Consider the following 24,011-nt stretch of genomic DNA (forward strand, 5'->3'; position numbering starts at 1 on the left):
CCCACGCACCACCCGCACACCGCACTCACGACGGGGTACCCGCATGTCCGCGACCACCTGGCCCGCCCTCTTCGCCGAGCAGGTCCGCCGCGACCCCGACGCCGTGGCGCTCGTGCTCGGCGACGAGCAGCTCACCTACGCCGAGCTCGACGCCCGGGCCAACCGCCTCGCCCACCTGCTCGTCGCCCGCGGGGCCGGGCCGGAGCGGGTCGTCGCGCTGGCGCTGCCGCGCTCGCTCGACATGGTCGTCGCCGAGGTGGCGGTGCTGAAGTCGGGTGCGGCCTACCTGCCGCTCGACCCCGACCACCCGGCCGCCCGCCTCGCCCACACGGCGGCCGACGCCGCGCCCGCGGTGCTGGTCGCCACGGTGGAGCTCGCGGCGGACCTGCCCGGCGACGTCCCGCGCGTGCTGCTCGACGACCCCGCCGTCGTCGCCGAGCTCGCGGCGGCCCCGGTCGACGACCCGCGCCCGGTGCTCGACGTCCGCAACGCCGCGTACGTCATCTACACCTCGGGGTCCACGGGGCGGCCCAAGGGCGTGGTGCTCTCCCACACCGGGGTGGCCAAGCTCGTCGCGACGCAGGTGGAGCGGTTCGGCATCGGCCCGCACAGCCGGGTGCTGCAGTTCGCCTCGCCCAGCTTCGACGTCGCGTTCTGGGACCTGTGCCTGGGCCTGCTCTCCGGCGGGCGGCTCGTCGTCGTGCCGTCGGAGCTGCGGGTGCCCGGCCCCGAGCTGGCCGCGTACGCCCACCGGCACGGCGTCACGTTCATGATCCTGCCGCCCGCGCTGCTGGCCGCGATGCCCGCCGACGTGACGCTGCCGCCCGCCACGCTGCTGGCCGGGACCGAGCGGGTCTCCCCGGAGCTGGTCGGGCGCTGGGGCCGCGGTCGGCGGATGTTCAACGCGTACGGGCCGACCGAGGCCACCGTCAACTCGACGCTGGGCGAGGCGCACCCGGCCCGGCTGCGGGGCCCGTCGGTGCCGATCGGGGTGGCCGACCCGATGACCTCGGTGCACGTCCTGGACCACCGGCTGGCACCCGTCGCCGGGGAGGAGCCCGGCGAGCTGTACCTGGGCGGCCCGGGCCTGGCCCGCGGCTACCTGGGCCGCCCGGCGCTGACCGCGGAGCGGTTCGTCGCCGACCCGTGGACGCCGGGCGGGCGGCTCTACCGCACCGGCGACCTCGTGCGCACCGACGCCGACGGGAACCTGCACTTCCTGGGCCGCGTCGACGACCAGGTGAAGATCCGCGGCCACCGCATCGAGCCCGGCGAGATCGAGTCGGTGCTGCGCTCGCACGGCGGTGTCGACCAGGCCACGGTCGTCGTCCGGGAGGACCGGCCGGGGGACCGGCGGCTGGTGGCCTACGTCGTGCCGCGCCTGGACGGGGCGGGGACCGGCCGGGTGGCGGACTGGAAGGACGTCCACGAGCTGCTCTACGCCGCCGACGGCGACGACTTCGCCGGCTGGAACTCCACCTACGACGGCACCCCGATCCCGCGCGCCGACATGCGGGCCTGGCGCGACGCCACCGTGGCCCGGATCCGCGAGCTCGCCCCGCGCCGCGTCCTGGAGATCGGGGTCGGCAGCGGGCTGATCCTCACCGAGGTCGCCCCCGGCTGCGAGCACTACACCGGCCTGGACCTGTCGGAGCGCGCCGTCGAGGCGCTGACGCGGCGGGTCGCGGCGGACCCGGCGCTGGCCGGGCGCGTGGACCTGCACGCCCGCGCCGCCCACGACCTCGACGGGCTGCCCGGGGGCTACGACACCATCGTGATCAACTCGGTGGTGCAGTACTTCCCGTCGGGGGACCACCTCGCCGACGTCCTGCGCCGCGCCGCCGGGCTGCTCGCGCCGGGCGGGGCGGTCTTCGTCGGCGACGTGCGCCACGCCGGGCTGCTGCGCACGTTCCGGGCGGGGGTCGCGGCGGCCCGGCCCGGCTCTCCTGCGCTCGACGCCGCGACCCTCGATGCGGCCGTGGCCTGGGAGGGGGAGCTGCTGTGCGACCCCTCCTTCTTCACCGAGCTGGTCGCCGACGACCCGCGGCTGGGCAGTGCGGACGTCACGCTGAAGCGGGCCACCGCGCACGACGAGCTGAGCCGCTACCGCTACGACGTGGTGCTGCGCGCCGGGGCACCCGCGGAACCCGCGGCGGCCGAGGAGGTCGCGTGGGCCGGGTCCGCCGACCTCGCTGCCCGCCTGGCCGCGGGCCCCGACCTGCTGCGCGTCACCGGGGTGCCGAACCTGCGGCTGCACGCGGACCGGGCGGCGCTCGCCGCGGTCGACGGCGGGCCGGTCCCCGGCGCCGGGGTGGACCCCGAGGACGTGCACGCGCTCGGCGAGCGCCTGGGCTACCGCGTCGCCACCACCTGGACCGCGGGGGCCGACGACGGCCGGTTCGACGCCGTGCTGGCGCGCCCGGGCGTCGCGACCGGCCCGGTGTACCGGCCGGGGCCCGCGACGGGCCCGACCACCAACCGCCCCACCCCGTTCCGCGACGTCCGGGAGCTGGTGGCCGGTGTGCGGGCGCACCTGCGGGAGCGGCTGCCCGAGTACATGGTGCCCGCCGCGGTCGTCGCGCTGCCCGCCCTGCCGGTGCTGACCAGCGGCAAGATCGACCGGGCCGCGCTGCCCGCCCCCGACCTCGGCGCCCAGGTGGGCGGGCACCGCCCGCGCACCCCGCGCGAGGAGGTGCTGACGGCGCTGTTCGCGCAGGTCCTCGAGGTGCCGGGGATCGGTGTCGACGACGACTTCTACGCCGTCGGCGGCGACAGCATCCGGGCGATCCAGCTCGTCGTGGCGGCCCGGGCCGCGGGACTGGCGGTGACGCCGCGGCAGGTCCTCACCCACCGGACCGTCGCCGGGCTCGCCGCGGTCGTCGAGGTGGTCGCGGAGTCCGGCCCGGACGCCGGGGTGCTCGTCGGGCTCCCCGCCGGCGACCCCCTCGCCGAGGCCGGGGAGGTCTGGCCGGTCTCGCCGCTGCAGGAGGGCCTGTTCTTCCACGCCGCCCTCGACGCGGGAGCGGCGGACGTCTACCGGATCCAGGAGGTGCTGCACCTCGACGCGGTCCCGGACGCGGCCGCGCTGCGGGCCGCGGGCCAGGACCTGCTCGACGCCCACCCCCAGCTGCGGGCCGGGTTCCACCAGCTCGCCGACGGCCGCGTGGTGCAGGTGATCGCCCGGACGGCGGAGCTGCCCTGGGCCGAGGTCGACCTCGCGGACCCGGACGGCCTCGACGCCGTCCTCGACGCCGACCGCGCGGTCCGCCTCGACCTCGCCCGTCCGCCGCTGCTGCGCCTGACCCTGGTCCGGCCCGGCGACGGGACGGCCCGGCTCGTCGTGAGCTTCCAGCACGTCGTCGTCGACGGCTGGTCGGTCGCCGTGCTGGTCGAGGACCTGCTGCGGCGCTACGGGCGGCACGTCGCCGGCACCGCCGACGCGGTCGACGACGGGGCCGCGCGCGCGGTCCACCGCGCCTGGTTCCGCTGGCTCGCCGCCCGCGACCGCACCGCGGCCCGCGCCGCCTGGCGCGCGGAGCTGGCCGGGCTCGACGGCCCGACCCACCTGGTGCCCGCCCTGCCCGCGCCGCCCGCGGGTGCCGGCTCCCCGGCGACCGGGGTGCACGCGCGCCGCGAGGCCCGGCTCGACCCGGCGACCACCGCCGCCCTCACCGACGCCGCCCGCGCCGTCGGCGTCACGCTCGGCACCGCCCTGCACGCGGCCTGGGGCCTGCTGCTGGGCCGGTTCACCGGGGAGCACGACGTCGTGCTCGGCTCCACCGTCTCCGGCCGTGACGCCGCCGTGGACGGCATCGAGGACGCCGTCGGGCTGTTCATCGCCACGGTGCCCGTGCGCCTGCGCTGGTCCCCGGCCGACCGCCTCGCCGACGTGCTCGTCCGGATGCGCGACGCCGGCACCGACCTGCTGGACCACCAGCAGGTCGGGCTGGGGGAGCTGCAGCGGCTCGCCGGGCTGCCCGACCTGTTCGACACGCTCGTCGTGATCGAGAACTACCCGCGCACGTCCGCCCCCGTGGCCGGGCTGCGGGTCACCGGCGTCGACGTGCACGACGCCGTCCACTACCCGGTGGCGCTGGTCGTCGACGTCGCCGACGGGCTGGGGCTCACCGTCAAGTACGACCCGGCGCGGGTGGCCGCGGGGGCGGCCGACCTCGTCGCCGAGCAGCTGGTCGCGATCCTCACCGCGCTGGCCACCGCCCCGGACACGACCGTCGCCGCGCTCCCGCTCGGCGCCGCCCCGGCCCCGGTCCCCGAGGTCCCGGTCCCCGACGCCACGCTGCTCGACCGGATCGAGGCGCAGGCCGGGCGCACGCCCGGCGCGGTCGCCGTCGTCGACGAGCGCGGGGAGCTCGACTACGCGCGGCTGCTCGACCGCTCCCGGGACCTGGCCGGGCGGCTCGCCGCGCGCGGCGCCGGGCCCGACGAGGTCGTCGCCGTCGCGGTGCCGCGGTCGGCGGAGCTGGTGGTGGCGCTGCTCGGCGTGCTCGGGGCGGGGGCGGCCTACCTGCCGGTCGACCTCGACCAGCCCGCCGCCCGCACCGCGGCGATGCTGGCCGACGCCGGGGCCGTCGCGGTGGTGACCGCCGACGGGGCCGGTCTCGCCGGGGTGCCCGGCGTCGCGGTCGACGGCGGCGGCGGGCGCGCACCGGTCCACCGCGCCGGGCCCGACCACGCCGCCTACCTGATCTTCACCTCCGGCTCGACCGGGCGCCCCAAGGGCGTCGTGGTGACCCACCGCGCGATCGTCAACCGGCTCGCCTGGATGCAGCACGAGTACGGCCTGCGCGCCGCGGACCGCGTGCTGCAGAAGACCCCCGCCACCTTCGACGTGTCGGTGTGGGAGTTCTTCTGGGCGCTGTGCGAGGGGGCGGCCGTGGTGCTGGCGCGCCCCGACGGGCACCGCGATCCCGCGTACCTGGCCGAGGTGGTGCGCCGCGAGCGGATCACCACGATGCACTTCGTCCCGTCGATGCTGGCGGCGTTCCTCGCCGCCGAGCCCGACCTGGCCCCCGGCTGGTCCGCCGGCCTGCGCCGGGTGTTCAGCAGCGGCGAGGCGCTGCCGCCCGAGGTCGCCCGGCACTGGGCGGCGTCGACGGGGGTGCCGCTGCACAACCTCTACGGGCCCACCGAGGCCGCGGTCGACGTCACCCACCACACCTGCACGGCCGGGGACGGTCGCACGGTCCCGATCGGGCGGCCGGTGTGGAACACCGGGGTGCTCGTCCTGGACGGGTGCCTGCGCCCCGTGCCCGACGGCGTCGCGGGGGAGCTGTACCTGACCGGCGTCCAGCTGGCGCGGGGCTACCAGGGGCGGCCGGGCCTCACGGCGGGCCGGTTCGTCGCCGACCCGTGGGGGACGGGCGGGCGGATGTACCGCACCGGCGACCTCGTGCGGCGCGCGCCCGACGGCGCGCTGGAGTACCTGGGCCGCACCGACTTCCAGGTCAAGATCCGCGGCAACCGGATCGAGCTGGGCGAGATCGAGGCCGCGCTCCTCGCGTACCCCAACGTGGCCCGCGCCGCGGTGGTCGTGCGCCACGACGGCCCGGCCCCGGCGCTGGTGGCCTACGTCGTACCGGGCAAGGCGGACCCGGCGGCGCTGCTCGCCCACCTGGCGACGGTGCTCCCGGCCCCGATGGTCCCGGCCGCGGTCGTCGCGCTCGACGACCTGCCGCTCACCCCGAGCGGCAAGCTCGACCGCGCGGCGCTCCCGGCCCCGGCCGCCGCCCGCACCACCGGCCCGCGCGAACCGGCCACCGCAGCCGAGCGTGTGCTGTGCGCGGTGTTCGCCGAGGTCCTCGGCCTGGAGCGCTGCGGGGCCGACGACGACTTCTTCACCGCGGGCGGCGACAGCATCTCCTCGATCGGGGTGTCGAGCCGCGCCCGCCGCGCCGGGCTCGCCGTCGGGCCGCGGGAGGTGTTCGCCGGGCGCACCCCGGCGGGGATCGCGGCGCTGCTCGACGACGCGGAGCGGCCCGGCCCGGCCCGGTCCGCGCTGCGCGCCGTGCCCGCGGAGGAGGTCGCGCAGGTCCGGCGCGTCAGCCCGGTGCCGGTGGCCGCGGTCTGGCCGCTCTCGCCGCTGCAGGACGGGCTGTTCTTCCACGCCGGGTTCGACACCGCGGGCGACGCCTACACCGTGCAGGAGGTCGTCGACCTCGACCACCGCATCGACCTCGACCGGCTGCGCGCGGCCTGCGCGGCGGTGCTGGCCGCCCACGACGGCATCCGGGCCGGGTTCACCAGCGAGGGACTGCCGGGCCCGGTGCAGTTCGTCGCGGAGCACCTCGACCCGCCGGTCACCGAGATCGACCTGTCCGGGCTGCCCGCCGACGAGCGGGCCGCCCGCACCGCGCAGGTGCTCGCCACCGACCGCGCCACCCGCTTCGACCTGGCCCGCCCGCCCCTGTTCCGGCTGCTCGTGCTGCGTCGGGGCGACACCGACACGCTCGTGGTCAACCGGCACCTGCTGCTGTGGGACGGCTGGTCGGCCTGGCTGTTCCTCACCTCGCTGCTGGCCCACTACACCGGCCGCGCCGCCGCGCTGCCCGCCCCGGGCTCCTACGCCGACTTCCTGGGCTGGCTCGACGGCCGCGACCCCGAGCGCGGCACCGCCGCCTGGAGCGCGGCACTCGCGGGCCTCGCCGAGCCGACGCTCGTCGACCCCGCAGGGACCCCGGTGACCGGGCCGTCGCGGGTCGTGGAGACCTCGCTCCCCGCCGGGACGACCGCCCGGCTCCGCGAGCTCTCCCACCGGCACGGCCTGACCGCGAACACCGTCTTCAGCACCGCGTGGGCGATCACGCTCGCGACGGCCGTCGGGCGCACCGACGTCGTGTTCGGCACCGCCGTGGCGGGCCGCCCGTCGGAGGTGCCGCGCGTCGAGGACACCATCGGGCTGTTCCTCAACACCGTCCCCGCCCGCGTGCGGCTGCTCCCCGACGAGCCGGTGCTCGACCTGCTGCGCCGCGTCCAGGACGAGCGCCTCGCGCTCGCCGAGCACGAGAGCACCGGTCTCGGGCCGATCCAGCGGGCGTCCGGGCACCGCAGGCTGTTCGACACGCTGTTCGTGATGCGCGGGGCCGACACCGCGCAGCGCGAGGTGCTGCGCGGGCTGGGCGTGACCGGGCTGTCCAACGTCGACGCGACGCACTACCCGCTCAACCTCGTCGTCACCCCGGGCGAGCCCTACGCCGTGCTGGTCTCGCACCGGCCCGACGTCGTCGCCCCCGCGGTGGCCGACGCCCACCTGGCCCGCTTCACCGCGGTGCTCGACCAGCTCCTCGCCGACCCCGCGCGGCCCGTCGCGCAGCTCGACACCGTGCTGCCCGGCGAGCGGACCCGCCCCGCGCCCGCCGCCCCGGTCGGCGACGAGACCATCGTCGACCTGCTCGCCGCGCAGGTCCGGGCCACCCCGGACGAGACCGCGCTCGTCTCCGGTGGGCACCGGATGACCTACGCGGAGCTCGGCGCGGCCGTCGACCGCACCGCGCGGCTGCTGCTGGCCCGCGGCGCCGGCCCGGAGCGCGTCGTCGCGCTGGCGCTGCCGCGGTCGGCGGAGACCGTCGTCGCGCTGTTCGCGGTGCTGCGGACCGGCGCCGCGTACCTGCCGCTGGAGCTGGACCACCCGGCCGAGCGGCTCGTCGAGACCCTCGACGACGCCGCGCCCCTGCTGCTGCTGTCCACCTCCCGGGTGGCCGCCCGCCTCGGCGCCACCTCCACCGGGATGGGCGGGCTGCCGACCCTGCTGCTCGACGACCCCGCGGTGGTCGCCGAGCGCGCCGCGCTGCCCGCGGGCCCGCTGACCGACGACGAGCTGGGCCCGTTCGCGCCGTCGCGCCCCGGCCGGCTCGACCATCCCGCGTACGTCATCTACACCTCCGGCTCGACCGGGCGCCCCAAGGGCGTGGTCACGCCGTACGGCGGGCTGACCAACATGCAGCTCAACCACCGCCGCGAGATCTTCGACCCGGTCGTGGCCGCCGAGGGCGGGCGCAGGCTGCGGATCGCGCACACCGTGTCGTTCGCCTTCGACATGTCCTGGGAGGAGCTGCTCTGGCTCGTCGAGGGCCACGAGGTGCACGTCTGCGACGAGGAGCTGCGCCGCGACGCCCGCGCGCTCGTCGCCTACTGCGACGCCCACCGCATCGACGTCGTCAACGTGACCCCGACCTACGCCCACCTGCTGCTGGAGGAGGGACTGCTCGACGACGGGGCCGAGGCGCACCGGCCCCCGCTCGTGCTGCTGGGCGGCGAGGCCGTCTCCGACGCCGTGTGGACCACCCTGCGCGACACCGACGGGACCCTGGGCTACAACCTCTACGGCCCCACCGAGTACACGATCAACACCCTCGGCGGCGGCACCACCGACAGCGCGACGCCCACGGTCGGCCGCCCGATCCGGGCCACCACCGCGCACGTCCTCGACGCCTGGCTGCGCCCCGTCCCCGACGGCGTGCCGGGCGAGCTCTACATCGCCGGCGCCGGGCTGGCCCGCGGCTACCTGAACCGGTACGCGCTCACGGCGGAGCGGTTCGTCGCCGACCCCAGCACGCCGGGCGGGCGGATGTACCGCACCGGCGACCTCGTGCGCCGACGCGACGACGGGACCATCGACTTCCTGGGCCGCACCGACGACCAGGTGAAGATCCGCGGCCACCGCGTCGAGCTGGGGGAGGTCGCCGCCGCGCTCGACGCGCACCCGTCGGTGGCGCGGTCCGCCGTGGTCGCCGTGCCCGATCCGGCCGCCGCGGGGACCAGGCGGCTCGTCGGCTACGTCGTGCCCGCCCCGCTCGACGCCGCCGCGCGGGCCGCGGTGGAGGCCGACCAGGTCGCCGAGTGGGAGGAGATCTACTCCGACGAGTACACCGAGATCCCGACGGCGTCCGGCGGCGACGCCGGCGGGTTCGCCGGCTGGGACTCCAGCTACGACGGCGCGCCCATCCCGCTGCCGCAGATGCAGGAGTGGCGCGCGGCCACCGTCGAGCGGATCCGGGAGCTGGCGCCCCGCCGGGTGCTGGAGATCGGTGTCGGCACCGGCCTGCTGATGGGGCAGCTGGCCCCGGACTGCGACGCGTACTGGGCCACCGACCTCGCCGCGCCGGTGATCGAGAAGCTGCGCGCCGACGTCGCGCGCGAGCCGGAGCGGTTCGCCGGCGTCGAGCTGATGGCGCGGCCCGCGCACGACCTGAGCGGGCTCCCGGCCGGGTTCTTCGACACCGTGGTGATCAACTCCGTGGTCCAGTACTTCCCCGGGGCCGACTACCTGGCCGGGGTCGTCACGGCCGCGCTGGAGCTGGTCGTGCCGGGCGGGGCCGTGTTCGTCGGCGACGTGCGGCACCTGGGCCTGCTGCGGACCTTCCGCACCGCGGTCGAGCTGCGCCGCGCCGATCCCGGCGCCGACCCCGTGTCGGTGGAGCGGGCCGTGCGGCGCTCCGTCGCGCTGGAGAAGGAGCTGCTGCTCGCACCGGAGTTCTTCGCGGAGCTGGCCGAGCGGGTGCCCGGCACCGCGGTGTCGGTGCGCACCCGGCGCGGCCGCGCGCACGACGAGCTGACCCGCCACCGCTACGACGCGGTGCTGCACCGCGCGCCCGCCGACGTCCGGCCCGTCGCCGGGGCCCCCACCCTGATCTGGGGGCTGCAGGTCGCCGACCTCGACGGTCTGGCCGCGCACCTGCGCGAGCAGGGCCCGGACCTGCTGCGCGTGGCCCGCGTCCCCGACGCCCGGCTCGCCGGGGAGTGCGCCGCGCAGCGCGCGCTCGCCGACGGCAGGCCGGTCGGCGCCGCCCGGGCGCTCCTGGACGCCGCGGGCGGGGTGGAGCAGGAGGACCTGCACGCGCTCGGGGCCGAGCTGGGCTTCGCCGTCGCGGTCACCTTCGCCGAGCCCGGCACCGTCGACGCCGTCTTCCTGCGGGGGGACACCGCGCCGCCGGTGGCCCTGCACCTGCCGGGCGACTCCGGGGCGCCCACCGCGAACGACCCCACCGCCGCCCGCGGCGCCGGGGCGCTCGTCGCCGCCGTCCGCGACGCGCTGCGGCAGCGGCTGCCCGACCACCTGGTGCCCTCGGCGTTCGTCACGGTGCCGGAGCTGCCGCTCACCGCCAACGGCAAGCTCGACGTGGCCGCGCTGCCCGACCCGGACCCGACGGTCCGTCTGGTCGGCAGCCGCGCGCCGGAGACCGCGACCGAGGAGGTGCTCTGCGGGCTGTTCGCAGAGGTGCTCGCGCTGCCCGCGGTGGGCGTCGAGGACGACTTCTTCGACCTCGGCGGGCACTCGCTGCTCGCCACCCGCCTGATCAGCCGCGCGCGCACCGCGCTCGGCGCCGAGCTGGCGATCCGCGACCTGTTCGAGGCGCCCACGCCCGAGCTGCTCGCCGGGCGCGCGGCCGCGGGCGCCCCGGCCCGCCCGCCGATCGTGGCCCGCACCCGCCCCGACCGCGTGCCCGCCTCGCCCGCGCAGCGGCGGCTGCTGCTCGTCGACGCCATCGCCGAGCCCGGGACGGCCTACACGTTCCCGCTGGTCCACCGCCTGCGCGGGCCGCTCGACGTCGACGCGCTGCGGGCCGCGGTGCACGACGTCGTGGCGCGCCACGAGTCGCTGCGCACCGTCTTCGGTGTCCACGACGGCGAGCCGTACCAGCGGGTGCTCACCGACCCGGAGATCCCGTTCACGGTCGCGGGCGGGGACGCCGTCGACGCCGACCTGGCCGACCTCGTCGCCCGCCCGTTCGACCTGGCCCGCGAGATCCCGCTGCGGGTCGCGCTGTGGCGCCTCGCCGAGGACGACCACGTGCTCGCCGTCGTGCTGCACCACGTCACCACCGACGAGTGGTCGGACCGGCCGTTCCTCGGCGACCTCGACACCGCCTACCTCGCCCGCGCCGCGGGCCGCGCCCCGGCGTGGGCGCCGCTGCCGGTGCAGTACGCCGACCACACCCTGTGGCAGCGCGAGCTGCTCGACTCCGGCGTCGGCGACGCCCAGCTCGCGTACTGGACCGACGCACTGCGCGGGCTACCCGTGGAGCTGGAGCTGCCGCTCGACCGGCCCCGCCCGGCCCGGCCGAGCGGGCGCGGCGGCATCGTCCGGGCGACGCTCGACCCGGCCACCGCCTCCGCGCTGCGCGCGCTGGGCGGCGCCACCGGCGCGAGCATGTTCATGCTGCTGCACGCGGCCGTCGCGGCGCTGCTGCACCGCCTCGGTGCGGGCGAGGACATCCCGCTCGGCGCGCCGATCGCGGGGCGCACCGACTCCGCGCTCGACGACCTCGTCGGGTTCTTCGTCAACACCCTGGTGCTGCGCACCGACCTGTCCGGTGACCCGAGCTTCACCGAGCTGCTCGCCCGCGTCCGGGAGGCCGACCTGGCCGCGTTCTCGCACCAGGACGTCCCGTTCGAGCGGGTCGTCGAGGCCGTCAACCCGCCGCGGGCGGCCGGACGCAACCCGCTGTTCCAGGTGATGCTCGCCTACCAGAACCGCACCGACCGGGACGGGCCGTTCCTCGGGCTCGCCCCCGAGTACCACCCGCTCGCCGACACCACCGCCAAGTTCGACCTCGACGTCACGCTCGTCGAGGACCCCGACGCGGTCACCCTGCACCTCGAGTACGCCGACGACCTCGTCGACCGCGCCACCGCCGACCAGCTGCTGCAGCGGCTGGTCACCCTGTTCGCGGCCGTCACGCGCGACCCCGACGCGCCGCTGCGCACCGTCGACGTCCGGACCGACGCCGACCGCGCGGCCCAGCGGCTCGCCGCCGCCGCCGAGCGGCCGCGCACGGTCGACCGCGGCACCGTCCCCGAGCTGTTCGCCGCCGCGGTGCGCCGGCACCCGGACCGCGTCGCGCTCGTCACCGGCGCCGGGCGGCTCACCTTCGCGCAGCTCGCCGCGCGCGTCGACGCCGTCGCGGCCCTGGTCACCGGGCACGGCGCAGGCCCCGGCGACCTGGTGGCGCTGGCCCTGCCCCGCGCCGACGTCGTCCCCGCGATCCTGAGCGTGCTCGCCGCCGGTGCGGCGTACCTGCCGCTCGACGCGAACCACCCCGCCGAGCGCCTGGCGCTGGTGCTCGCCGACGCCGCCCCCGCGCTGGTGCTCACCACCGCGGGCACCCGGCTGCCCGGGGGCGGCCCGCGGCGGGTGCTCCTGGACGGCCCGCTGCCCGACGCGCCCGCGTCCGCGCCGGTCGCCGTCACCGGGGACGCGGCCGCCTACGTGATCTACACCTCGGGCTCCACCGGCGTGCCCAAGGGCGTCACCGGCACCCACGCGGGCCTGGCGAACCTGTACGGCTCGCAGTACGAGGACCTCATCGCGCCCACCGCGGCCCGCCTGGGCCGGGAGCCGCTGCGCGCGGTGCACCTCGCCTCCTTCGGCGTCGACGTCTCGTGGGAGCCGGTGCTGTGGCTGCTGGCCGGGCACGAGCTGCACGTCGTCGACGAGGCGGTGGCGCTGGACCCGGCCGCGGTCCTCGCCCACCTCGACGCCCACGCGATCGACTACGTCGACCTCACGCCCACCTACCTGCGCGAGCTCGGCCGCCTCGGCTTCCTCGACCCGGAGCGGACCCGCCCCGCCCTGCTCACGGTCGGCGGCGAGCGGACCCCGCCCGAGCTGTGGGACCGGCTGACCGCGCTGCCCGGCACGGTGGTGCACGACGTGTACGGCCCCACCGAGTTCACCGTCGACGCCTACCGCTGGCACGGCCCGGCCGGCGGTGCGCCGGTCGCGAACACCCGCACCCACGTCCTCGACGCCCGGCTGGTCCCGACCCCGGTCGGGGTGCCGGGGGAGCTGTACCTGTCCGGGGCCGGGCTCGCGCGGGGCTACCTGAACCGCGCCGCCCTCACCGCGGGCCGGTTCGTCGCCGACCCGTCCGGCCCGCCCGGGTCGCGGATGTACCGCACCGGCGACCTCGTGCGCCGCCGCGCCGACGGCTCGATCGCGTTCCTCGGCCGCACCGACGACCAGGTCAAGCTGCGCGGGCTGCGCATCGAGCCCGGCGAGATCGAGGCCGCGCTGACCGCGCTCCCCGGGGTGGACCAGGCCGCCGTCGTCGTCCGCGACGACGGGCCGACCGGCCCCCGCCTCGTCGCCTACGTGGTGGGGGACGCCGACCCGGCCGGGCTGCGCGGCGCGCTCGCGTCCTCGCTGCCCGAGCACCTGGTGCCCTCGGCGTTCGTCGTGCTCGACGCCCTGCCGCGCGCGGTCAGCGGCAAGCTCGACCGCGCCGCCCTCCCCGCCCCCGACGACGCCGGGACCGGCGGCCGCGCCCCGGAGACCCCGACCGAGCGGGCGCTCGCGCGGATCGTCGCGGACGTGCTGGAGCGCGACGGGGTCGGGGCCGACGACGACTTCTTCCTCCTCGGCGGGCACTCGCTGCTCGTCATGCGGGTCGTCGGGCGGATCCGCGCCGAGCTCGGTGCCGCGCTGACGCTGCGGTCGGTGTTCGACGCCCCGACGGTCGCCGGGCTCGCCGCGCTGGTGGAGGCGGCCGGGCCCGCCGCCGCGACCCGCCCGGCCCTGGTGGCCCGGGACCGGCCCGAGCGGGTCCCGCTGTCGTTCGCCCAGCGCCGGCTGTGGGTGCTGCACCGGGTCGAGGGCCCGAGCGCGACCTACAACATCCCGGTCCTGTGGCGGATCACCGGCGACCTGGACGTCGCCGCGCTGCGGGCGGCGTTCGGCGACGTCGTCGGCCGGCACGAGAGCCTGCGGACGGTCATCGGTACCGATGGCGACGAGGCCTTCCAGCGGATCGTCGACGACGCCGAGGTGCCGTTCGAGGTCGTGGGGTCCGCGGAGGAGGTGGCCCGCGCCGCCGGGTACGGCTTCGCGCTCGACCGCGAGCTGCCGCTGCGCGTCACCGCGGCGCGCACCGGGGAGCGCGAGCACCTCGTGCTCCTGCTGCTGCACCACATCGCGGCCGACGACTGGTCCGACGGCCCGCTGGGCCGTGACCTCGCCACCGCCTACGCCGCCCGCACCGCCGGGACGGCCCCGCGGTGGGCCCCGCTGCCCGTCCAGTACGCCGACTACACCCTGTGGCAGCGCGCCCTGCTCGGCGACGAGTCCGACCCCGACAGCGTCGCCGCCCGGCAGATCGCCTGGTGGCGCGACGCGCTGGCCGGGCTGCCCGAGGAGCTGGCGCTGCCCACCGACCGGCCGCGGCCGGCCGAGTCGAGCTTCCGCGGCGGCTCGGTCGCCCTCGACGTGCCCGCCGACCTCGCCGACGGGCTCCGCGCGCTCGCGCGGCGCACCGGCACGTCGATGTTCATGGTGGTGCAGGCCGCCGTCGCGGTGCTGCTGCACCGCCTCGGCGCGGGCACCGACATCCCGATCGGCAGCCCGGTCGCCGGGCGCGACGAGGAGGCCCTGTCCGACCTCGTCGGCTTCTTCCTCTCCACGACCGTGCTGCGCACCGACGTCTCCGGCGACCCCGCGTTCACCGAGCTGCTGGCCCGGGTCCGCGAGACCGACCTCGCCGCGTTCGACCACCAGGACGTGCCGTTCGAGCGGCTCGTCGAGGCCCTCAACCCGGCGCGCTCGCTGGCCCGGCACCCGCTGTTCCAGACGATGGTCGTCTACCTCGCCGACGACGGCGGTGCGCCCGCGCTGCCCGGGCTGGACGTCACGCCGGAGGAGATCGGGTCCGGCACGGCGAAGTTCGACCTGTCCTTCGACTTCGTGGAGGACGGGTCCGGTGGCGACGGCTCGGCGATCGGCGGCGCGCTGGAGTACAGCGCCGACCTGTTCGACCACGCCTCGGCGGTCGTGCTGGTCGAGCGGCTGATGCGGGTGCTCGCGGCCGTCGTCGCCGACCCGGAGCGGCGCGTCGGCCGGATCGACGTCCTCGCCGACGACGAGCGCGCGACGATCCTCGGCCCCTGGGCCGACGGGGGCGCGGCTCCGCACGTCGACGGCGCGACCGTCCCCGAGCTGTTCGCCGCCCAGGTCGCGCGCACCCCGTCGGCCACCGCGGTGGTGTCCCCGGGGATCCGCTGGACCTTCGCCGAGCTCGACGCCCGCACCGCCCGCCTCGCCCGGCTCCTGGCCGCGCGCGGGGCCGGCCCGGAGCGGCTCGTCGCGCTCGCGCTGCCGCGCTCGGCGCGGGTGCTCGAGGCCGTGCTGGCCGTGCACCGGGCCGGGGCCGGGTACCTCCCGCTCGACCCGGACGACCCCGCCGGGCACACCGCGGGCACCCTGGCCGACGCCGCACCGGTGCTGGTGCTGACCACCGCCGAGGTGGCCGGCACGCTGCCCGCCACCGACGTGCCCGTGGTCCTGCTCGAGGACCTCGACGCGCTCGCCGACCCCGGCGGCGCGCTGCCCGGCCCGCGGCCCGACCATCCCGCGTACGTCATCTACACCTCCGGCTCCACCGGGCGCCCCAAGGGTGTCGTGGTGCCGCACCGGGGGCTGGCGAACCTGTTCGCGAGCCACCGCGCGGTGCTGCACCGCCCCACGGTCGCCGCGACCGGGCGCTCGCCGCTGCGCGTCGGCCACGCCTGGCCGTTCGCGTTCGACGCGTCCTGGCAGCCGCAGCTGTGGCTGCTCGACGGCCACGCCGTGCACGTCCTCGACGACGAGACCCGCCGCGACCCGGAGCTGCTGATCGCGGCCGTGCGCCGCGAGGGGCTGGACTTCCTGGAGGTCACCCCGTCCTACCTCGCGCGGATGGCCGACGTCGGGCTGTTCGGGGAGGACGGCACCGACTGCCCCCTCGCGCTCGTCGGGTTCGGTGGCGAGGCGGTGTCGGCGCCGCTGTGGCGGCAGCTGCGCGCGCTGCGCTCCACCGCGGCGGTCAACCTCTACGGGCCCACCGAGGCCACGGTCGACGCGCTGGTCGCGCACGTCGCCGACAGCACGTCGCCGCAGGTCGGGCGGCCGGTGCTGGGCAGCCGGGCGTACGTGCTCGACGCCGGGCTCGCCCCGGTCCCCGCCGGGGTCGCCGGGGAGCTCTACGTCGGCGGCGCCGGGCTCGCCCGCGGCTACCTCGGCCGAGCCGGGCTCACCGCGGAGCGGTTCGTCGCCGACCCGTGGACGCCGGGGGAGCGGCTCTACCGCACCGGCGACCTCGCCCGCTTCGACGCCGACGGCCGGCTGACCTACCTCGGCCGCGCCGACGACCAGATCAAGATCCGCGGCTTCCGGGTGGAGCCCGGCGAGGTCGAGGCCGCGCTGACCGCGCTCGACGGCGTCGCCGAGGCCGCCGTGCTGGCCCGCGCCGACGGCGGGGTGACCCGGCTGGTCGCCTACGTCGTCGGGCACGAGCTGGACGGCCCCGACCTGCGCCGCGCGGTGGGGAGGACCCTGCCCGCGCACCTGGTGCCCGCTGCGGTCGTCGTCCTCGACGCGCTGCCGCTGCTGTCCACCGGCAAGCTCGACCGCCGCGCCCTGCCCGCCCCCGACTTCGCCGCGCTGGCGGGTCCGGCCCGGGCCCCGCGCACCCCGCGCGAGCAGGTGCTCGTCACGGTGCTCGCCGAGGTGCTGGGGTTGCCGTCGGTCGGCATCGACGACGACTTCTTCGCACTGGGCGGCGACAGCATCCTGGCCATGACGCTGGTCGGGCGGGTCCGGGCGGCCGGGCTGCGGATCACGCCCCGCCAGGTGTTCCTGCACCGGGGCGCGGCCGAGCTGGCCGAGGTCGCCACCGACGTCGGGTCCGCGGCCCGCCCCGCCGACGACGGCACGGGCGAGGTCGCGTTCACCCCGGTCATGCACTGGCTGCGCGAGCTCGGCGGCCCGTTCGCCGGCTACCACCAGCAGGCGCTCGTCCGCGCCCCGGCCGCGCTGGACCGGGCCGGGCTCACCGCGGTGCTCACCGCGCTGGGGCGCCGCCACGACCTGCTGCGCGCCCGGCTGGTGCGCGCGGGCGGCTGGTCGCTGCGGGTCCCGGCGGCCGACGGGTTCGACGCGGCGGGCTGGCTCACGCGCGTCGACGTCGCCGGGTCCGGGCCCGACGCGCTGCGCGCCGCGGTCCGCGACGGCGCGCTCACGGCCCGGGCGGGGCTCGACCCCGATGCGGGCGCGATGGTGCGGGCCGTGTGGTTCGACGCCGGCGACGAGCCCGGGCGGCTGCTGCTGATGGCCCACCACCTCGTCGTCGACGGGGTGTCGTGGCGGATCCTGCTGCCCGACCTGGCCGCGGCCTGGGCCGACGTGCAGGCGGGACGGACACCGGTGCTCGATCCCGTCGACACCTCGTTCCGGACCTGGTCGGGGTTCCTCGCCGGGGCGGCGGCCGACCGGGCCGGGGAGCTGGGGCACTGGACCGGGCTGTTCGACGGCGTCGCGCCGCTGCCGCTGGAGCGGCCGCTGCGCGCCGACGTCGACACCGTCGCGACGACCCGCGAGGTCACCCTGACCCTGCCCCCGGAGCGGACGGTGCCGCTGCTGGGCGCGGTGCCCGCCGCCCTCGGTGCGGGCGTCGACGACGTGCTGCTCGCGGCGCTCGCCGTCGCCGTCGCCGACTGGCGGACGCGGCACGGTGACGGTGGGCGGGACGACGCGGTGGGCGCGCTCGTCGTCGACACCGAGGGGCACGGCCGGGCGGAGGAGCTGGCGGGCGACGGGGCGATGGACCTGTCCCGGACCGTCGGCTGGTTCACCGACGTGCACCCGCTGCGCCTGGACCTCGGCGGCGCCGACGCGGCCGCCGTGCTGGCCGGCGGGGACGGGGCGGCCGCCGTGGTCGCGCGCACCGCGGCCCTGCGCGCCGCGCAGCCCGACGGCGGCATCGGGCACGGGCTGCTGCGGCGCCTGCACCCGCCGACCGCCGACGTGCTCGCGGCCCTGCCCGTGCCGGAGATCGAGTTCAACTACCTCGGCCGGTTCGCCGTGCCGGAGGCGACGGACTGGTCGTTCGCCGACGAGAGCGCCGCCGCCGAGGTCGGGCCGGACCCGGACATGCCGGAGGGGCACGCGCTGTCGGTCTCCGTCGTCACCGACGACCACGACGACGGCTCCCGGATGACGGCGACCTGGTCGTGGCCCGCCGCGGTGCTGTCCGAGGAGGCCGTGCGGGACCTGGCCCGGACCTGGTTCCGGGCGCTGGACGCGATCGCCGCCGCCGCCCGGTGACGCGCGAGGGCCCGGCCGGATCGCTCCGGCCGGGCCCGATCGTGCGGGTCGTGCGGGTCGGTCAGGCGGCGGCGGTGCTCGTCGCCGGGTCGCCGTCGACGGCCGCGGCCAGGCGCGGCACCAGGTTGTCCAGGATCAGCGGGATGCTCAGCGGGGTCACGAACGAGACGGCGTTGTTGACCGGCTCGCCCTCGGTGACGAACACCTCGTGACCGCCGGAGACGACGCCCAGGCTGCTGTAGAGCGCGTCGGCGCGCAGGGCGGCCTCGGTGCTGCCGTCGGCCAGCCACACCAGCGCGTCGACGTCGAGCGCGGCGACCTGCTCGCCGGGCACGGTGCCGCCGAAGCCGTCGGAGCTGATGTAGGACGCCAGCGTCGGGGGCACGACGAAGCCCAGCGAGGTGAGCAGGCGGCCGCGCGGGTCGCCCTCGCCGTAGAAGTAGTAGCCCTCGTACAGGGTGGTCATCACCGCGGACCTCCCGGCGAACTCCGGGTGCTCGGCCTTCGCCGCGGTGAACAGGGCCTCGGTGTCGGCGACGAGCGCCTCCGCCTGCTCCTGCTTGCCGAGGATCCGCCCGAGCGTGAGCGTCGTGTCCTGCCAGGAGATGGTGAAGTCCTCCTGGCCCGCGGGCTGGGCGACGGTCGGGGCGATGCCGCTGAGCGTGTCGTAGTCCTCCTGGGTCAGCCCGGAGTACAGCCCGACGATGAGGTCCGGGGCGAGCGCCGCGACGGCCTCGTAGGGGATGCCGTCGGTCTGGTCGAGCAGCGTGGGCGGCTCGGCGTCACCGAGCGCCTCCTGCGCCCACGGGTGGATGCCGTTAGGGGCGTCGAGGAAGTTGCTCGTGCCGACCGGGACCGAGCCGAGCGCGAGCATCGCGTCCTGCTCGTTGAGCCCGACGAGCACCACGCGCTGCGGCTCGGCGGTGATCTCGGTGGTGCCGTACTTGTGCTCGATGCTCACCGGGTAGGCCCCGGACGGCGCGGCCGCCCCGCCGTCGGCGGCGGGCTCGGCGGGCGCGCCCCCGCCGCAGGCGGCGACCGTGGCGAGCAGCGCGGCCGAGGCGAGGGCCGGTACCACCCGCAGGGCTCGCCGGTGGGGGGACGGGGTGGTGCGGGCCATCGGGGGTTCCTCCAGCAGGACGGGAACCGGCATCGGTCGCCGGATCTCGTGAGGTTTGCCTATCCAAATGCCTCCGTCAAGTACGCGTACCGGACACCGGGATGCGGGTCAGATCCCGGCGCGGTGGGTCCACCGGCCGCCGAGCAGCGTGCCCGCCACGGGCATCGACCGGAGCGCGCCCGGCGCCGCGGTGCGGGGGTCGCGGTCGGTGACCACGAGGTCGGCCCGCCGCCCGACCGCCACCGGCCCGTCCGGTCCGGCCGACGCGGCCAGCGCGACGTCGAGCGGGAGGTGCTGCTCGGGGTGCCACGGCGGGCGGTCGTCGCCGGAGCGGTGCACCGCCGCGGCCAGGGTGACCCACGGGTCGAGCGGGGCGACCGGGGCGTCGGAGCCCAGTGCGAGGACCGCACCGGCGTCGAGCAGGCTGCGGTAGGCGAACGCCCGGTGGGTGCGCCCGGCCCAGTGCCGGTCGGCGACGTCGCGGTCGTCCACGGCGTGCTCGGGCTGCACGCTCGCCACGACGCCCAGCGCGGCGAACCGGCCCACGTCGGCGTCGGACAGCAGCTGGGCGTGCTCGATCCGGCCGGCGGCACCGGTGGCGGCGAACGCGTCGAGGACGAGGGCGTTGGCGCGGTCGCCGATGGCGTGCACGGCGACGTCGATCCCGGCCGCGGTCGCCCGCCGCATCAGCGGGTCGAGCTCGTCGGGCGGCACGAGGAGCATCCCGCAGGGGTGCGCGGCGTCCGGCGGGACGTCGTAGGGATCGTGGCAGTAGGCGGTGCGGGTGTTCAGCGACCCGTCGGTGAGGATCTTGAGCGGGCCCGCCGTCAGCAGGTCGCCGGTGCCGGGCACGACGTCGCCGGTGCGCAGGCCGCGCGCCACGGCGTCGTCGAGGTGCGAGGGCCACACCGCCGCGACGACCCGCAGCGACCCGGGCGCACCGGAGAACCGGTCGGTCCACGTGTCGAGCTGCCACGGCTCCTGGAAGTCGACGATGCCGACCGTGCCGCGCGCGGCCGCCTCGGCGAGGACCGCCGCGACCTGCCGGTCCACCGCCGCGCGCGGCAACCGGGCCAGCTCCTCGCGCAACCGCTGGCCGCCGGTCTCGCGGACCACACCGGCGCCGGTCCCGAACCGGCGTGCGGCGGCGCCGTTGACCCAGCAGCAGTGCAGGTCGGCGGAGACGAGGACGACCGGCACGTCGCCGCCCGCGCGGTCGAGCATCGCCGCGGTCGGGGTGTCGGTCCACAGCGCGTCGCGGAACCCGAAGCCGACGAGCGGGACGCCGGGGTCCGGCGGGGCGGTGCGCAGCCGCTCGGCCACCAGCCCGGCCGCGGCGGCGGCCGACGCGGCCCCGGAGACGTCCAGCCGCATCCGGTTGAGCGCGTACTCGTCGAGGTGGACGTGGTTGTCCCACATCCCCGGTCCCAGCCACCGGCCGTCGAGGTCGACGACCTCGGCGCCCGGCGCCTCGACGGCGGTGCCGATCGCGGCGACCCGCCCGTCGCGCACGAGCACGTCGACGGTCCGGTCGGCGAGCCGGGCGGAGCGGAGCAGCGTCGCGGGAGGAGTGGACACGCAGGTGAGCCTAGCCTCAGATCCCGGGACCGTGGCCGGACCGGCGGCCGGGATCCTGCGCTGCGCGCGGCCGGGATCCTGCGCTGCGCGGGGCCGGGCCGAACCGGCAGAGTGCACGGCATGCGGCGCGTGGTGTGTGCGGAGTTCGGGGGTCCGGAGGGTCTGGCCGTGGTCGAGGGGGCCGCACCGGAACCCGGACCGGGCGAGGTGCTCGTCGAGGTCGCCGCGGCGGGCGTCAGCTTCGTCGACGGGCTGATCGTCGCGGGCCGCTACCAGCTGCGGCCGCCGCTGCCGTTCACCCCGGGATCGTCGGTGGCGGGGCGGGTCGCCGCACGGGGCCCGGACGTCGACGGCCCGGCCGTCGGTACGCCCGTCGTCGCCGCCCTGATGGACTTCGGCGGGTACGCCTCGCACGTCGTCGTGCCCGCGGCGCTCGCGGTCCCGGTGCCCGACGGCGTCGATCCCGCCGTCGCCGCGTCGGCGATGGAGAGCTACAACACCCTGGTCCACGCCGTGACCCGGCGCGTCACGATCGCGGCGGGGGAGTGGGTCGTCGTGCTCGGGGCGGGCGGCGGGATCGGGCTCGCCGCCCTCGACGTCGCCCGGGGTCTGGGGGCGCGGGTCGTCGGCGTCGCGTCGTCGGAGGAGAAGCGGGCGGCGGCCACCGCGGCCGGGGCGGAGGCCGTCCTCGACTACACCGACCTCAAGGACGGCATCCGGGCCGCGACCGGCGGCGGGGCCGACGTCGTGATCGACCCCGTCGGCGGCCCCGCGTCCGAGTCGGCGCTGCGGGCGCTGCGCGCGGGCGGGCGGTTCTGCGTGCTCGGGTTCGCCTCGGGGGAGATCCCGCGGCTCCCGGCCAACATCGTGCTGCTGCGCAACCGCACCGTGATCGGCGTCGACTGGGGCGACTGGGCGCGCGAGGTCGCGGGCCCCGCCGGCAACGCCGAACTCCTCGCCGACGTCCTCGGCCGCATCGCCCGCGGCGAGCTCCACCCGCCGCGCCCCGCGACGGCGCCCCTGGACGACGCGGCGGAGGTCCTGGCCCGCTACGCGCGGCGCGGCGTCACGGGCAAGGTCGTCCTGGTCCCCTAGGCAGGCTCCGACGGCCCCTGGTCAGCGGGCCGTCCAGGTCGGGGGCCGCTTGCCGAGGAACGCGGCCACGCCCTCCGTGGCGTCGGCGCTGGGCAGCACCACGTCCTTCGCCGCCTCGGTCGCCGCCCACCCCGCGCCGTCGCCGCCGAGGGCGTCGTCGATCGCGCGGACGCAGGCCGCCACGGCGAGCGGGGCGTTGCGGCAGATCCGCGCGGCCAGCCCCAGCGCGCCGTCGAGCGCGGCGCCCGGCTCGGTCAGCAGGTTCACGAAGCCGAGGTCGTGGGCGCGGGCGGCGGGCATCGGGTCACCGGTCAGCACCAGCTCCCGCGCCACGTTGACGGGCAGCGCGCGCGGCCCCCGGAACAGCGCCCCGCAGGTGGGGACGAGGCCGATGCCGACCTCGGGCAGCCCGAACCGGGAGTCCGCGGCCGCGACGACGAGATCGCAGGCCATGGCGATCTCCATGCCCCCGCCGAGCGCGAACCCCTCGACCGCGGCGATCAGCGGGGTGCGCCGCTGCCGCCGGACGACGCCGTACTCCCCGCCGCGCTCGGTGACGTAGTCGCCGTTCGCGGTGAGGTCGCTGCCCGCGCAGAAGTACCCGCCCGCCCCGGTCAGGACGCCGCACCACAGGTCGGGGTCGTCGTCGAGCCGGTCCAGCGCCGCGCTCAGCGCGTCGGCGGTGGCGCGGTCGATCGCGTTGCGCCGGGCGGGCCGGTCGACGGTGACGACCAGGACGTGGCCGCGCACCTCCGTGCGGACGGGACGGTCGGCGCTGGTCATGGTCCCCCTCGGGCTCGGGTGCCGGGCCGGCCGAGGCTACCCGGGAGGAGCCGGCAACTGGGCTGATCGGCCCAACTTCGGCCCCGGGCCGGTGGGGGAGGTGCGGGGCGGGTACCCGGGGGTCCGGCCCGCCGCGGGCCGGACGGGGCGGTGGACATGACGGTGGACGAGCGTGCGCGGGTTCCGCGGACGCTGCGGGTGACGGCGGCGCTCGGCTGGCGGGCGCTGGTCGTCGTCGCCGCGCTGTATGTCGTGGGCCAGGTGCTCGCGACGCTCGCGTCCGTCGTCGTGCCGGTGGCGATCGCGCTGCTGCTCGCCGCCCTGCTCACGCCCGCGGTGCACTGGCTCGTGCGGCACCGCGTGCCGCGCTGGGTGGCGACCGCCGTGGTCATGACGGGCGGGCTCGCCGTGCTCGGCGGGGTGCTGTCGTTCGTCGTCATCGCGTTCGTCGACGGCGTGCCGGACCTCGCGGCCCAGCTGACCGCGGGCGTCGACGCGCTCGCCGCCTGGCTCACGAACGGGCCGCTGCACGTCAGCGAGCAGCAGCTCAGCAGCGCCCAGCAGGACCTCCTCGCGCTCATCGGCGACAACCAGGGTGCGCTGACGACCGGTGCCCTCACGACGGCCGCGGCGCTCGGGGAGACCCTCGCCGAGATCCTGCTCGTGGTGTTCACCCTGATCTTCTTCCTGCAGGGCGGGTCGGCGATCTGGCAGTTCCTGCTGCTCGCGGTGCCGTCGGACGTGCGGGCCCGGACCGACGTCGCCGGGCGCCGCGGGCTGGCCGCGCTGGTCAGCTACGTGCGGGCCACGGCGGTGGTGGCGGTGGTCGACGCCGTCGCGATCGGGATCGGGCTGGGGGTGCTCGGCGTGCCGCTGGCCGTCCCGCTGTCGGCGCTGGTGTTCCTCGGGGCGTTCGTGCCGATCATCGGGGCGCTGGTCGGGGGCGCGGCGGCGGTGCTGGTCGCGCTCGTCGCCCAGGGTCCGGTGTCGGCGCTGATCGTGCTGGCGATCATCGTGGGGGTCATGCAGCTGGAGGGCCACGTCCTGCAGCCGCTGCTGCTGGGCCGCGCGGTCCGGCTGCACCCGCTCGCCGTCGTGCTGGCCGTCGCGACGGGGCTGCTCGTCGCGGGCATCGCGGGCGCGCTGTTCGCCGTGCCCCTGCTGGCCGTCCTGAACTCCGGGATCCGGTCGCTGCGCAGCCCGACCGACGAGCACCTCGACCCCGATGAGGTGCGCGGCAGCGAACCGGAGGAGAGCGCCCCGCCGGAACCCGGGCACGACCGGTACGGCGACCCCGACGCGTCCGCGATCGAGGCGCACGTCGTCCCGACGTGACCCCTACGG

6 protein-coding genes are annotated in these 24,011 nt (G+C 77.5%); 3 read left to right on the top strand and 3 right to left on the bottom strand.

Annotated elements, in window-relative coordinates; genetic code table 11:
• Positions 1-43 precede the first annotated feature (43 nt).
• Positions 44-18,091, top strand: a complete 18,048-nt coding sequence (locus tag H6H00_RS21010; protein WP_185717447.1) for a non-ribosomal peptide synthetase — start codon at positions 44-46, stop codon at positions 18,089-18,091.
• A 61-nt stretch (positions 18,092-18,152) separates the two neighbouring features.
• Here H6H00_RS21010 and H6H00_RS21015 read toward each other — a convergent pair whose 3' ends face one another.
• Together H6H00_RS21015 and H6H00_RS21020 are read right to left on the bottom strand one after the other, a co-directional pair.
• Positions 18,153-19,244: an iron-siderophore ABC transporter substrate-binding protein gene (locus tag H6H00_RS21015; protein WP_255425290.1), complete on the bottom strand. Its 1,092-nt coding sequence runs from the start codon at positions 19,242-19,244 to the stop codon at positions 18,153-18,155.
• A gap of 75 nt (positions 19,245-19,319) precedes the next feature.
• On the bottom strand, positions 19,320-20,789 hold the full coding sequence (locus H6H00_RS21020; RefSeq protein ID WP_185717448.1) for an amidohydrolase: 1,470 nt from the start codon (positions 20,787-20,789) through the stop codon (positions 19,320-19,322).
• A 120-nt stretch (positions 20,790-20,909) separates the two neighbouring features.
• Here H6H00_RS21020 and H6H00_RS21025 point away from each other — a divergent pair, with 120 nt between their 5' ends.
• The gene (locus H6H00_RS21025) at positions 20,910-21,884 is read left to right on the top strand and encodes an NADPH:quinone oxidoreductase family protein (protein ID WP_185717449.1); all 975 of its coding nucleotides are present in this window, start codon (positions 20,910-20,912) and stop codon (positions 21,882-21,884) included.
• Between the two features lie 21 nt (positions 21,885-21,905).
• On the opposite strand, the gene H6H00_RS21030 is transcribed toward H6H00_RS21025, so the two are convergent.
• Positions 21,906-22,667 (bottom strand): enoyl-CoA hydratase-related protein, encoded by a 762-nt coding sequence (locus H6H00_RS21030; protein ID WP_185717450.1) that lies wholly within the window; start codon positions 22,665-22,667, stop codon positions 21,906-21,908.
• A gap of 156 nt (positions 22,668-22,823) precedes the next feature.
• Between H6H00_RS21030 and H6H00_RS21035 the strand changes: the two genes are divergently transcribed.
• Positions 22,824-24,002, top strand: coding sequence for an AI-2E family transporter (locus H6H00_RS21035; protein ID WP_185717451.1), 1,179 nt, complete (start codon positions 22,824-22,826; stop codon positions 24,000-24,002).
• The last annotated feature ends 9 nt before the right edge of the window (positions 24,003-24,011 follow it).

Source organism: Pseudonocardia petroleophila (genome assembly GCF_014235185.1).
Taxonomy (GTDB): Bacteria; Actinomycetota; Actinomycetes; order Mycobacteriales; family Pseudonocardiaceae; genus Pseudonocardia; species Pseudonocardia petroleophila.

Excerpts from the sequence above, each read along its gene's own strand:
- H6H00_RS21015 (WP_255425290.1), bottom strand. The coding sequence starts at position 19,244 with ATGCCGGTTCCCGTCCTGCTGGAGGAACCCCCGATGGCCCGCACCACC.
- H6H00_RS21010 (WP_185717447.1), top strand. The coding sequence starts at position 44 with ATGTCCGCGACCACCTGGCCCGCCCTCTTCGCCGAGCAGGTCCGCCGC.
- H6H00_RS21035 (WP_185717451.1), top strand. The coding sequence starts at position 22,824 with ATGACGGTGGACGAGCGTGCGCGGGTTCCGCGGACGCTGCGGGTGACG.
- H6H00_RS21025 (WP_185717449.1), top strand. The coding sequence starts at position 20,910 with ATGCGGCGCGTGGTGTGTGCGGAGTTCGGGGGTCCGGAGGGTCTGGCC.
- H6H00_RS21030 (WP_185717450.1), bottom strand. The coding sequence starts at position 22,667 with ATGACCAGCGCCGACCGTCCCGTCCGCACGGAGGTGCGCGGCCACGTC.